The organism is Streptomyces sp. NPDC057474 (assembly GCF_042802555.1).
In the GTDB taxonomy this organism is placed as follows: Bacteria; Actinomycetota; Actinomycetes; order Streptomycetales; family Streptomycetaceae; genus Streptomyces.
In genome coordinates this window covers 1-13,917 of record NZ_JBHVDX010000047.1, presented here as the reverse complement: position 1 = coordinate 13,917, position 13,917 = coordinate 1, and the positions used below count along the sequence as shown (strand labels likewise).

Annotated in this window: 5 protein-coding genes, 1 tRNA gene and 1 rRNA gene; 1 reads left to right on the top strand and 6 read right to left on the bottom strand. The window is 68.8% G+C overall.

Annotated features, from left to right (window positions below):
- Positions 1-42 precede the first annotated feature (42 nt).
- The 3 genes from ACFU53_RS16345 to ACFU53_RS16335 form a co-directional block, all read right to left on the bottom strand.
- On the bottom strand, positions 43-2,778 hold the full coding sequence (locus tag ACFU53_RS16345) for a DNA translocase FtsK (protein WP_383991846.1): 2,736 nt from the start codon (positions 2,776-2,778) through the stop codon (positions 43-45).
- 190 nt (positions 2,779-2,968) lie between these two features.
- Positions 2,969-3,652 (bottom strand): two-component system response regulator, encoded by a 684-nt coding sequence (locus ACFU53_RS16340; RefSeq protein ID WP_383991843.1) that lies wholly within the window; start codon positions 3,650-3,652, stop codon positions 2,969-2,971.
- Positions 3,653-3,949: 297 nt separating this feature from the next.
- A complete protein-coding gene (locus ACFU53_RS16335; protein ID WP_383991840.1) occupies positions 3,950-9,448 on the bottom strand; it encodes a HAMP domain-containing protein in 5,499 nt (1,832 codons plus the stop codon).
- Between the two features lie 407 nt (positions 9,449-9,855).
- Between ACFU53_RS16335 and ACFU53_RS16330 the strand changes: the two genes are divergently transcribed.
- Complete coding sequence (locus ACFU53_RS16330) at positions 9,856-12,600, top strand: SpoIIE family protein phosphatase (protein WP_383991837.1); 2,745 nt, start codon at positions 9,856-9,858, stop codon at positions 12,598-12,600.
- A 49-nt stretch (positions 12,601-12,649) separates the two neighbouring features.
- Here the strand turns inward: ACFU53_RS16330 and ACFU53_RS16325 are convergent.
- The 3 genes from ACFU53_RS16325 to rrf all read right to left on the bottom strand — a co-directional run bounded on the left by ACFU53_RS16325 (position 12,650) and on the right by rrf (position 13,754).
- A tRNA-Thr gene (locus tag ACFU53_RS16325) sits at positions 12,650-12,722 on the bottom strand.
- Between the two features lie 138 nt (positions 12,723-12,860).
- Entirely contained in the window at positions 12,861-13,523 is a 663-nt protein-coding gene (locus tag ACFU53_RS16320) for a DegT/DnrJ/EryC1/StrS family aminotransferase (protein WP_383991918.1), read from the bottom strand.
- Between the two features lie 114 nt (positions 13,524-13,637).
- Positions 13,638-13,754 (bottom strand): 5S ribosomal RNA (gene rrf, locus ACFU53_RS16315).
- Between the last annotated feature and the right edge of the window lie 163 nt (positions 13,755-13,917).

Genomic DNA, 13,917 nt, shown 5'->3' with positions numbered 1-13,917 from the left:
GTTTTCCCTGCCGTGCGCCCCTCCGCGATCCCGCTTGCGGCCTTACGCCTCAGTCTCCCCCCGGATCACGGCCAGTACGCCGTCCAGCTCGTCGGGTTTCACAAGAACGTCACGTGCCTTGGAGCCCTCGCTCGGCCCCACGATGCCCCGCGACTCCATGAGGTCCATCAGCCGCCCGGCCTTGGCGAAGCCGACGCGCAGCTTGCGCTGGAGCATGGAGGTCGAACCGAACTGCGTGGTGACGACCAGTTCGGCCGCCTGGCACAGCAGGTCGAGGTCGTCGCCGATCTCCTCGTCGATCTCCTTCTTCTGCTTGGTGCCCACGGTGACATCGTCCCGGAAGACGGGCGCCATCTGGTCCTTGCAGTGCTGGACGATCGCCGCGACCTCACCCTCGGTCACGAACGCGCCCTGCATACGGGTCGGTTTGTTCGCCCCCATCGGCAGGAACAGCCCGTCGCCCTTGCCGATCAGTTTCTCGGCGCCGGGCTGGTCGAGGATGACGCGCGAGTCGGCGAGCGAGGAGGTGGCGAAGGCGAGCCGCGAGGGCACGTTCGCCTTGATCAGACCGGTGACGACATCCACGGACGGCCGCTGTGTGGCGAGCACCAGATGGATGCCGGCCGCGCGCGCGAGCTGCGTGATGCGCACGATCGCGTCCTCGACGTCCCTCGGCGCGACCATCATCAGGTCGGCCAGCTCGTCCACGATCACCAGCAGGTACGGGTACGGGGACAGCTCTCGCTCACTGCCCTCGGGCAGCTTGACCTTGCCGTTCCGGATGGCCTCGTTGAAGTCGTCGATGTGCCGGTAGCCGAACGCGGCCAGGTCGTCGTAGCGCAGGTCCATCTCGCGCACTACCCACTGGAGCGCCTCGGCGGCCCGCTTGGGGTTGGTGATGATCGGCGTGATGAGGTGCGGGATGCCCTCGTACGCGGTCAGCTCGACGCGCTTGGGGTCGACGAGGACCATGCGGACGTCCTCGGGGGTCGCGCGGACCATGACGGAGGTGATCAGGCAGTTGATACACGACGATTTACCCGAGCCGGTCGCACCTGCGACGAGCACATGCGGCATCTTCGCCAGATTGGCCATCACATAGCCGCCCTCGACGTCCTTGCCGAGCGCGACCAGCATCGGGTGGTCGTCCTCGGCCGCGTCCGCGAGGCGCAGTACGTCGCCGAGGTTGACCATCTCGCGGTCGGTGTTGGGGATCTCGATGCCGACGGCCGACTTGCCGGGGATCGGGCTGATGATCCGTACGTCCGGGCTGGCGACGGCGTAGGCGATGTTCTTGGTCAGCGCGGTGATCCGCTCGACCTTGACCGCCGGGCCCAGCTCGACCTCGTAGCGGGTGACCGTCGGCCCGCGGGTGAAGCCGGTGACGGAGGCGTCGACCTTGAACTCGGAGAACACGTTCGAGAGGGAGGCCACTATGGCGTCGTTGGCGGCGCTGCGTGTCTTGCCGGGGCCGCCCCGCTCCAGGAGGTCGAGCGAGGGCAGGGAGTAGGTGATGTCGCCGGAGAGCTGGAGCTGTTCGGCGCGCGGCGGCAGCTCGCGGGGCGCGTCGGGGGCCTGCTTGGTGAGGTCCGGCACCAGGGTGTCCTGCCGGGCGCCCTTGGGCGGCTTGGCGGCCGGGGGTTCCTGCTTGGGCGTCTTGCTGCGCGCGGCCGGAACGGGGGTGGTCTCCTCGCGGTCCCCCACACTCACGCCCTGGGTGAGGTCGGCGACCACCGGCGACGGTGGCATCCCGTGCAGCACGGCCCCGTCGAGCGCTGCGGCGGCGGCCGCGGCGACGTCCACGGCGTCCATCGGGCGATTCGGGTCGGGCTGCCGTACCGCGGAGCGCCTCGGGCGGCGCCTGGTGAGGGCCTCCTGCTCGGCGCCGTCGGGGTCGTACGGCTCGGGGTCCGAGCCGCGCCTGCGGGGGCGCGCGGGCAGCGAACCGCGCCACTGCTCGGCGTAGCGGGCGTCGTCCTCGCCGTACTCGTCGTCGTCCTCGTCGTCCGCGACGATGCCCAGCTTCTGTCCGAGCAGCCGCAGCCGCTGCGGGATCGCGTTGACCGGCGTCGCGGTGACGACGAGCAGCCCGAAGACCGAGAGCAGCACGAGCATCGCCACGGCGAGGGCGTCGCCCATGGTGTACGTCAGCGGGGTCGCCGTGCCCCAGCCGATGAGCCCCCCGGCGTCCTTTATCGCCTGCATGCCGACGCTGCGGGCGGGCGAGCCGCAGGCGAGGTGGACCTGTCCGAGCACGCCGATGACGAGCGCGGACAGGCCGATGACGATGCGGCCGTTGGCGTCGGGTTTCTCGGGGTGCCGGATGAACCGTACGGCGATGACCGCGAGCAGTATCGGCACGAGCAGGTCGAGCCGGCCGAAGGCACCGGTCACGAGCATCTCGACGAGATCGCCGACCGGGCCGTGCAGATTGGACCAGGTGCCGGCGGCGACGATCAGGGCGAGGGCGAGCAGCAGGAGCGCGACGCCGTCCTTGCGGTGCGCCGGGTCGAGACCCCTCGCGCCCTGCCCTATGCCGCGGAAGACGGCGCCGACGGCGTGCGCGGCACCGAGCCAGATGGCGCGTACGAGTCTGTACACGCCTCCGGTGGGGTTGGGCGCCGGCTTCGGAGGGGCCGTCTTCTTCGCCGTCGCCTTCTTGGCGGGTGCCTTCTTGGCGGCGGTTTTCTTCGCGGGGGCCTTCTTCGCCGGAGCCTTCGTCGGAGCGGCCGCCTTCTTCGCGGGCGGCTTCTTCGCTGCGGACTGACGTGAGGCCATGAGTGTGAGGTTACCGGTGGAGGCCACAGCCGACACGTGTGCCTACCGCTTCACCCGTTCGTGTCGCGCACTTGAGGCCCCGAAGCTGACACGGCCGGCCTGGCACGCCCTCAGTCCGCACGGCCACCTGTCACAACGGGGCACGGGCCTGGGCCACTTGCGTGACCCCGGCCCGCGCTCCGGAACGTGCTCAGTTCTGCGACGACACCGACGAGGGTCCGCCCGTGCCCGGCTCCAAGGCGTCCAGCGCCCTGCGCAGGCCCGTCAGTTTGCGTTCGAGATGGGCCGCGGTGGCCACGGCGGCCGCGTCCGCGGAGTCGTCGTCGAGCTGTTTGGACAGCGCCTCCGCCTGTTCCTCGACAGCCGCGAGCCGCGCGGAGAGCTCGGCGAGAATGCCGCCGGAGGGCTCCTTGGAACCGCCCGCGGTGCCCTTGGCGCCACCTTCCAACTGGAGCCGCAGCAGCGCCGCCTGCTCCCTGAGCTGGCAGTTCTTCATGTACAGCTCGACAAACACCGAGACCTTGGCGCGCAGCACCCATGGGTCGAACGGCTTCGAGATGTAGTCGACCGCACCCGCCGCGTACCCACGGAACGTGTGGTGCGGTCCGTGGTTGATGGCGGTGAGGAAAATGATCGGGATGTCCCGGGTCCGTTCACGCCGCTTGATGTGCGCGGCTGTTTCGAAACCGTCCATTCCCGGCATCTGGACGTCCAGCAGAATGACCGCGAAGTCGTCCGTCAACAGCGCCTTGAGCGCTTCCTCCCCGGACGATGCCCGCACCAGTGTCTGATCGAGCGCGGAGAGGATGGCCTCCAGCGCCAACAGATTCTCCGGCCGGTCATCGACCAGGAGGATCTTGGCCTTCTGCACCATGGCCCGCCCTCCTCGCCCCGGCTTGGGGCCTCCCCTGTCCACAGGACTCGACGTGACACCACTCGGCGTCACCCCAGGGGACGACTCCCTCGCGCCACCCGTCCTTGTGCCGGTCATCGTAGCCGCACCCCGCCTGTCGCCACACCCTGTCACCATGATGTCACTGTGCTCGTAGCAGAAACGCAGCAGGGGACCAGAAGGTTCCCCGATTCCCGCGTTTCTACACGACCTCGGCCACACTCAGTCAGCAACTCCGTGCGCCGCCCAACGGGTTGTGACCACCTGCCGCACTCCCGGTCACTCACTCCGCATCCACTGCTCCATGACCGACAGCAGATGATCCGGATCGACCGGTTTCGTCACATAGTCCGAGGCTCCCGAATCGATCGCCTTCTCCCGGTCACCCTTCATCGCCTTGGCCGTCAGCGCGATGATCGGCAGTCCGGCGAACTGGGGCATCCGGCGGATCGCCGTGGTCGTCGCGTATCCGTCCATCTCAGGCATCATGATGTCCATCAGAACGACCGTCACGTCGTCGTGCTGCTCCAGGACCTCGATGCCCTCACGGCCGTTCTCGGCGTACAGCACGGACAGGCCGTGCTGCTCCAGGACGCTGGTGAGCGCGAACACGTTGCGGATGTCGTCGTCGACGATGAGCACCTTCTCGCCGTCGAAGCGGACCGTCGGGCGCGACTGCGATGCCGCCTCCTGGGCGGCCTGCTGCGCCCAGTGCTCCTGCGCCTGCCCGTTGCCCTGTTGGTACAGGGCGGACGGGGAGCCGGCCGACACGGACCTGCGGCGCCGCCTGAAGAGCGCGGCGGCCCCGCTCTGGGTCTCCCGGTACGACTTCACCTCGGCCGGCGTCTCGGTGCGCTCGGCCAGCTCGTTCTCGGAGGCCAGCAGCTCCCCCGCCTCCAGCGCGGCGGGCGCGTTGTGCGCGTAGCCCTGCGGGGGCAGTTCGCTCGGGTGCAGCGGCAAATAGAGGATGAAGGTGGAGCCGCGTCCGGGCTCGCTCTGTGCGTAAATCTCGCCGCCCAGCAGCCGGGCGATCTCCCGCGAGATGGACAACCCCAGACCAGTCCCGCCGTACTTGCGGCTCGTGGTGCCGTCCGCCTGCTTGAACGCCTCGAAGATGACCCGCATCTTGCTGGCCGCGATGCCGATGCCCGTGTCCGTCACCGAGAACGCGATCATGCCGGCGTCCGCGTCCCGCAGCGAGCCCGCCTCCAGCAGCTGCTCTTTGATGGCCACCGGCACATCCGCGCCGGCCGGCCGGATGACCAGCTCCACAGCCCCGGAGTCGGTGAACTTCACCGCGTTGGACAGCAGGTTCCGCAGCACCTGCAACAGCCGCTGTTCGTCCGTGTGCAGCGTGGCGGGCAGCTCCGGCGAGACCCGTACGGAGAAGTCGAGGCCCTTCTCCGCGGTCAGCGGCCGGAAGGTGGCCTCCACGTAGTCGACGAGCTGGACGAGGGCGATACGGGTCGGCGAGACGTCCATCTTGCCCGCCTCGACCTTCGACAGGTCCAGGATGTCGTTGATCAGCTGGAGCAGGTCGGAACCCGCCCCGTGGATGGTCTCGGCGAACTCGACCTGCTTGGGCGTCAGATTCGACTCGGCGTTGTCGGCGAGCAGCTTGGCGAGGATCAGCAACGAGTTGAGCGGCGTGCGCAGCTCGTGTGACATGTTCGCGAGGAACTCGCTCTTGTAGCGCATGGAGACCGCGAGCTGCTCGGCGCGCTCCTCCAGGACCTGCCGCGCCTCCTCGATCTCGGTGTTCTTGACCTCGATGTCGCGGTTCTGCCGGGCCAGCAGCTCGGCCTTCTCCTCCAGTTCGGCGTTGGACGCCTGGAGGGCCTTCTGCCGGTTCTCCAACTCGTCGGACCGCTCACGCAGTTGCTCGGTCAGCTCCTGCGACTGCTTCAGCAGCACCTCGGTCTTGGTGTTGACGGAGATGGTGTTCACGCTCGTCGCGATCATCTCCGCGATCTGGCTCAGGAAGTCCTTCTGGATCTGCGTGAACGGTGTGAACGACGCCAGCTCGATGACCCCGAGCACGGTCCCCTCGAAGAGCACCGGCAGCACGATGACCTGCGCGGGCGGAGCCTCACCCAGCCCGGAGGAGATCTTCAGATAGCCGCTCGGGGCGTTCTCCACCAGGATCGTGCGCTTCTCCTTCGCGGCCGTCCCGACCAGCGCCTCACCGGGCCGGAACGACGTCGGCATGGAGCCCATGGAGTAGCCGTACGAGCCGAGCATGCGCAGCTCGTACTGGTCGTCGTTGTCCGGGGCCAGGTCCTTGCCGTCGAGGAACGGCAGCGCGAGGAAGAACGCGCCGTGCTGCGCGGACACCACCGGCGTCAGCTCGCTCATGATCAGCGAGGCCACGTCGTCGAGGTCCCGGCGGCCCTGCATCAGGGCCGAGATCCGGGCGAGGTTGCCCTTGAGCCAGTCCTGCTCCTGGTTGGCGATCGTGGTGTCGCGCAGGTTGGCGATCATCTTGTTGATGTAGTCCTGCAGCTCCTTGATCTCGCCGGACGCGTCGACGTCGATCTTGAGGTTCAGATCGCCCCGGGTCACCGCGGTGGCCACGCGCGCGATGGCGCGCACCTGCCGGGTCAGGTTCCCGGCCATCTCGTTCACCGACTCGGTGAGGTCCCGCCAGGTGCCGTCGACGTCCCGCACGCGCGCCAGACCGCCCAGCTGCCCCTCGGTACCCACCTCGCGGGCCACCCGGGTGACCTCCTCGGCGAAGGACGACAGCTGGTCGACCATCGTGTTGATGGTGGTCTTGAGCTCAAGGATCTCGCCGCGCGCGTCGATGTCGATCTTCTTGGTCAGGTCGCCCTTGGCGATGGCGGTCGTCACCATCGCGATGTTGCGGACCTGTCCGGTGAGGTTGGACGCCATCGAGTTCACGGACTCGGTGAGGTCCTTCCACGTGCCCGCCACACCCGGCACGTGCGCCTGGCCGCCCAGGATCCCGTCCGTGCCCACCTCACGGGCCACCTTGGTGACCTGGTCGGCGAAGGAACTCAGCGTCTTCACCATGCTGTTGAAGGTGTCGGCGAGCTGCGCGACCTCACCGGCAGCCTCGATCGTCACCGTACGGGTCAGGTCGCCGTTGGCGACGGCCGCCGCGACCTGGGAGATGTTCCGCACCTGCATGGTCAGGTTCTTGGCCATCAGGTTCACATTGCCGCTGAGGTCCTTCCAGATGCCGGTGACGCCCGGCACGTGCGCCTGGCCGCCGAGGATGCCCTCGGTGCCCACCTCGCGGGCCACCCGGGTCACCTGCTCGGCGAAGGAAGACAGCTGGTCGACCATCGTGTTGACGGTGGTGACGAGTTCGAGGATCTCGCCCTTCGCGTCCACGGTGATCTTCTTCGACAGGTCGCCCTTGGCGACCGCGGTCGTGACCTCGGCGATCTGACGCACCTGGATCGTCAGGTTGTTCGCCATGAAGTTCACCGACTGCGTGAGGTCCTTCCAGGTGCCGGAGACACCCTGCACCTCGGCCTGACCACCGAGCTGGCCCTCCGTACCCACCTCGCGGGCGACCCTGGTGACCTCCTCCGCGAAGGACGACAGCTGGTCCACCATCGTGTTCAGCGTGTTCTTCAGCTCCAGGATCTCGCCGCGCGCGTCCACGGTGATCTTCTGGGAGAGGTCGCCGCGGGCCACCGCCGTGGCGACCTGCGCGATGTTGCGGACCTGGCCGGTCAGGTTGCCCGCCATGCCGTTCACGGACTCGGTGAGGTCGCGCCACACACCGGCGACCCCGGGCACCTGCGCCTGACCGCCGAGGCGGCCCTCCGTGCCCACGTCCCGGGCGACCCGGGTCACCTGGTCCGCGAAGGACGACAACTGGTCCACCATCGTGTTGATGGTGTTCTTCAGCTCCAGGATCTCGCCGCGCGCGTCGACGTCGATCTTCTGGGACAGGTCGCCCCGCGCCACGGCCGTCGTCACCTGCGCGATGTTCCGCACCTGGCCGGTGAGGTTGGACGCCATCGAGTTGACGGAGTCGGTGAGTTCCTTCCACGTACCGGACACGCCGTCCACGCGGGCCTGACCGCCGAGACGGCCCTCCGTGCCCACGTCCCGGGCCATCCGCGTCACCTGGTCGGCGAACGACGACAGCTGGTCCACCATCGTGTTCACGGTGTTCTTCAGTTCGAGCATCTCGCCCGCGACATCGACGGTGACCTTCTGCGAGAGGTCGCCGTTGGCCACGGCCGTCGTCACCGCCGCGATGTTCCTCACCTGTCCGGTGAGATTTCGGAACGCGGTGTTGACGGAGTCCGTCAGGTCCTTCCACGTACCGGCCGCGCCCGGCACCTGCGCCTGACCGCCCAGCCGGCCCTCGGCACCGACCTCGTTGGCCACCCTCGTGACCTCGTCACCGAAGTACGAGAGCTGGTCGACCATCCCGTTGACGGTGTTCTTCAACTCCAGCATTTCGCCGGCCACGTCCACGGTGACTTTCTGCGAGAGGTCGCCGTTGGCGACCGCGGTGGTCACCGCCGCGATGTCCCGCACCTGAATGGTGAGGTTCCGGAACACCGTGTTCACCGAATCGGTGAGGTCCTTCCACGTTCCCGCCGCGCCCGGCACCTGCGCCTGACCGCCCAGCCGGCCCTCGGCACCGACCTCGTTGGCGACACGGGTGACCTCGTCGGCGAAGATCCGCAGCGTCTCGGTCATCTGGTTGATGGTCTCGGCGAGCTTGGCGACCTCACCGCGTGCGGGCACGGTGACCTTCTGCGACAGATCGCCGTTGGCGACCGCGGTGGTGACCTGGGCGATCCCCCGCACCTGCGCGGTGAGATTCCCGGCCATGGTGTTCACCGAATCGGTGAGCTCCTTCCACACACCCGCCACACCCGGCACCTCGGCCTGACCACCGAGCTGCCCGTCCGTGCCCACCTCACGGGCGACTCGGGTCACCTCGGAGGAGAACGCGGAGAGCTGGTCGACCATCGTGTTGACGGTCTCCTTCAGCTCCAGCATCTCGCCGGCCACGTGAACCGTGACCTTCCGGGACAAGTCACCCTTCGCGACCGCGGTCGTCACCAGCGCGATGTCCCTCACCTGTGCGGTGAGCCGGTACGCCATCGTGTTGACGGACTCCGTCAGGTCCTTCCACGAACCGGACATGCCGCGCACCTTGGCCTGCCCGCCCAGCTTCCCCTCGGTGCCCACCTCGCTGGCCACCCGCGTGACCTCGTCGGTGAACGTCGACAGCTGGTCGACCAGGTTGTTGACCGTACGTCCGACCTTCAGGAACTCCCCGCGCAGCGGGTGCCCGCTCCCGTCCGGCGCCTGCGTCCGCAGCTCCATGCGCGGCGACAGATCACCGTCCGCGACGGCCGACAGCACCCGGCTGACCTCGGAGACAGGCCGTACGAGGTCGTCGACCAGCGCGTTCGAGGCGTCGATAGCGGCCGCCCAGGACCCTTCGGTGGCGCCCGTCTCCAACCGCTCGGTGAGTTTGCCCTCACGCCCCACCACGCGCCGCACCCGCGACAACTCGCCGGTCAGGTGCATGTTCCGGTCCGCCACCTCGTTGAAGACGGCGGCGACCTCGGACATGACACCGTCGCCCGAGACGGTCAGCCGCTTGCGGAAGTTGCCGTCCCGCATCGCCTCCAGCGCCGTGAGCAGCCGGTTCAGGGCAGCCGTGTCCACGGTCGTGGTCCCATTGCGCGGTTTACGTGATGTGCGCTGGTCACCTAGGGACTGTCCGCCTTTCGCGCGCGCCTTAGTGCCCCGCGTCGCTGCGCCAGACTCCACTGTGTCCCCTCCCGCAAGGGTCGACCGTTCCTGCTAGACGTACTTCGCCGTGATCGAACGCTTCGTACTGCTCACACTGCTCGTACCACTCGTACCACTTCGTACTCGGATACTTCTGCTCAGCGGGCCGGGTGCCACTCCCCGGCGCACTGGGAAGGTACTCGGCTTTGCTCGACCTTCTCCCGGAAGCCTGCCCAGTGTTTCACCATGGCTGAACCAGGCCATAACAGTTCGGCAGCTTCGCACACGGTCCGCACACCTCCGGACGGAAACACAGACGACCGGCATCCGCATGGACGGCGAAGGTAAGTAACCTTGCATGCGGCTGTCCAGCCATGCCGGTCCCGTCCGGCCTGGGCGGTGGCGCACGAGCACGAGCGGGCAGGCATCGGAGGGGCGGCCGCACCATGACCACCGGACTGCATCCTGGGGAGACCCCCCAGGACCCCAGGCCGACGGAGTACCAGCCTCTGCCACGGCAGGAGGCCGTCCCAGGATCCCCGCACGTCGAGAACCGGACAAGGAGTTCTGTGATCACCGCGCGCGCGGCCGCCAGCTTCACTGCCGTCTCACGATCCGTCGCGATCGCCCGCTCGTTCGTCCGCGACACCCTCCAGGGCTGGGGCTTCGCCGACATCGTGGACGACGCGGTGGTCCTCACCAGCGAACTCGTCACCAACGCGGTCGTCCACGCCGGCACCAACGCCGACGTCCTCTGTCTCCGCGCGGACGACGGCGTACGCATCGAGGTCGCCGACAGATACCCCGAACGTGAGATCCCCCTCCAGGGCAGCCACATCAACATGGGCAGCCCGGACCGCGAGGGCGGCCGGGGCCTCCAGCTGTGCGCGGCGATGGCCTCCCGCTGGGGCGTCGAATACACGTCCACGCACAAGCAGGTCTGGTTCCAACTCGACCTCCCCGACCGCCCGGTGGGCACCCGCTCGGCCGGCCCGTCCCTCCCCGCCGACCTGCTCCCGCTCGCCGACGGCCGGGTCCGCGTCGCGGTCGTCCAGATCGACCGCGCGGGCGCTATCGGCGCGTGGAACGAGGACGCCGAGGAACTCTTCGGCTACGCCCCCGACCAGGTCATCGGCAAGCCTCTCACCGACCTCGCTGCCTGGCCGCACACCCCCGGCACCAGCACCGGCGTCGCCGAGGCCCTCCAACTCTCCCGCTGGGAGGGCAGTTACGGCATCCGCGGCGCCAACGGCCGTGTGATTCCGGTCTACGCCTCCCACCTCCGGGTCCGCGACGCGGCCGGTGACCCCTCCACAGTCTGCCTTCTCGTACGGGACCACGAGCGCGCCGTCCTCCAGACCCCGATCCGCATGCCGGCCGGTGACGGCTCCGGTTCCGGCGACGGCCAGGCCACGGACCCCTTCGAGCTCTTCATCGGCTCCCCCGCCCCAGACGACCTCGACGGCCTCCTCCAGCGCACGGTCGAACGCGCCCGCGACATGCTCGACGGCGACTCCGCCTTCCTGCTCCTGGCCACGGACGACGAGACCGAGCTGGAGGTACGGGCCTCCACGGGCCTCCCCTCGGCCCGCCAGCGCTTCGCCCGCGTCCCCGTCGACGCCGGCCCAGGCCGCTACGGCTCCGCCCGCATGCCCGCCGTCCACGACGACCTCACGGCCGTCCCTGGCGCCGTCCCCCTCCTCAACGGCACGGGCATGCGCTCGGTCGTCACGGTCCCCCTCAAGGTCGAGGGCCGCCTCACAGGCTCCCTGGGCGTCGCCGCCGAGTCCCAGGGCCGGTACTCCAACGAGGAGGCCCTGCGCCTCCAGTTCGCCGCCGACCGCATCGCCCTGGCTGTCGAGTCGGCCCGTCTGGGCGAGCTGGAGCGTCTGCGCCGCGGATCGCTGAGCTTCCTGGTGGAAGCCTCCGACCTCCTGGCAGGCACCCTGGACCGCGACCAGACCCTGGCCCTCATGGCCCAGATGACGATCCCGACCCTCGCCACCTGGTGCGCGGTCTACACGATCGCCGACCAGGCCTCGGACCCCTACCTCAGTTACGTGCTGCACGAGGACGAGGACCTCATCGACGGCCTCAAGGCCCTCCTCTCCAAGATCCGCCCGCCGGAGCCCATCCCCACACCGGGCGCCCGCGTCTGGACGGCCCCCGCCGAGGCGGCCCACCAGGCGGCCCTGCGCACCTCCATGCGCAGCCTGGGCCTGGGCGAACCCGCCACGGTCAGCTCGGGCATCGGCACGACGCTGGCGACAGCCTCGGCGGTGGGCGGCGAGACCGTCGTACTCCCGCTCGTGGCCCGCAACCGTGTCATCGGCATGCTGACCCTCGGCAAGCCCACGGACGAGCACTTCCGCCAGGAGATCCTGGAGCTGGCGGAGGACCTCTCCCGCCGGGCCGCCCTCGCCCTGGACAACGCCCGCCTGTACTCGGAGCGCGTGGCCATCAGCCAGTCCCTCCAGCGCAGCCTCCTCCCGCCCGAGCTCCCCCTGATCGACGGCGTCGAGGTCGAGGTCATCTACCGCGCGGCCGGCGAGGGCAACGAGGTGGGCGGCGACTTCTACGACCTCTTCCCCATCCGCGACGGCGCGTACGGCTTCGCCATCGGCGACGTCTGCGGCACCGGCCCGGAGGCCGCCGCGGTCACCGGCCTGGCCCGCCACGCCCTGCGCCTGCTGGCCCGTGAGGGCTACGGCGGCCCGGCGGTCCTGGAGCGCCTCAACTCCGCGATCATCGACGAGGGCGCACGCAGCCGCTTCCTGACGCTCCTGTACGGCGAGCTGTGGCCCCAGGAGGACGGCAGCGCCGTACTGAAGGTCGTCTGCGCCGGCCACCCGCTCCCGCTGCGCCTCCGCCAGGACGGCACGGTCGAGCCCGCCGCCGAACCCCAGGCTCTGCTCGGCGTCATGGAGGACCTGGAGCTGTACGAGCAGACGGTCACCCTCGACCCCGGCGACGTCCTCCTCTGTGTCACGGACGGCGTCACCGAACGCCGGGAAGGCACCCGCATGTTGGGCGACGACGGCCTCACGGAGGTCCTCACCAACTGCACAGGCCTCACGGCGGGCGCGGTCGCGGCCCGCGTCATGCGCGCGGTCGAACGCTTCGCCTCCGACGCTCCCTCCGACGACATGGCCATCCTGGCGATGCGCGTCCCGGGCCTCCAGACGGACTGACTCCGGACACGACAAAGGCCCCGCCCAATCGGGCGGGGCCTTTTGGCTGAGCCCCCAAACGGAATCGAACCGTTGACCTTCTCCTTACCATGGAGACGCTCTACCGACTGAGCTATAGGGGCCTGTCACCTGTCCGAGGTTTCCCCCGCGGCAACGAGATAGATCATACCCCGAACCGGCGGACGCTTCGAACCACCCAGCGCACTGCCTACAGCTCCCCGCGCCCCCGCGCCCCCGAGTAACCCCGCACATCAAGAGACCTAGAAGGCCGGCTGCAGCGGCCCGCCGAGCGCATTGCACGCGGACACCAGTCGCTGCAGTTCCCGCCGAGACATCTCGCCGCCGATGGGCAACGCCAGCGTCTCGTCTGCGGCCCGCTCGGTCTCCGGCAGACATACGTCCCGCCGGAACCCGGGCATCCGGTGCACCGGCGTCTTCACCGGCACACTGCACTCGACTCCCTTGGCCCGTACGGCCCGCGCGAAGGCGTCCCGATCCGGCCGCCCGTTCCCGGGCACCCGTACGACGTACTGCTGGAAGGTGTGCCCGTCACACCCTTCGGGAGTCCGTACGCCCTTCAGCTTCGCACTGAGATACGCGGCCCTCTGGCGACGCTCCCCCAACTCGCTGTACGGCGTCGCAGACTCCCCCTGTTCCAGCACCAACAGCCCATGCCGCTGACCGACTTGACGCAGCGCCACGATGTCGGCGGACCGCCCGAAGCGATGCACGACGACCGCAGCCACCGTCCGAGACGTCACCGCGGCCTCGACAGCCGAGGCATCCAGGCAGTACGTCACCGGGTCTATGTCGGCGAACACCGGCACAGCCCCTGCCAGGCTCACCGCCTGAGCGACCTCCGGGTTCCCGAAAGCCGGCACGACCACTTCGTCACCGGCGCCGACACCCGCGGCCCTGAGCATTCCAACGGTACCCATGGCGCGGATCCTGGTCGCGCAATGTGAACTCCAAGTGACGCCCAACAAAAAAGAGCTGGTCCCCGAACCGAAATTCGGGGACCAGCTCTCTCAATATTTGTTCGGCGGCGTCCTACTCTCCCACAGGGTCCCCCCTGCAGTACCATCGGCGCTGTAAGGCTTAGCTTCCGGGTTCGGAATGTAACCGGGCGTTTCCCTCACGCTATGACCACCGAAACACTATGAAACAACTCAACCGCACCACGCTCTGTGACAGACGTGGGGTTGTTCGTGGTTTCAGAACCAACACAGTGGACGCGAGCAACTGAGGACAAGCCCTCGGCCTATTAGTACCAGTCAACTCCACCCGTTACCAGGCTTCCATATCTGGCCTATCAAC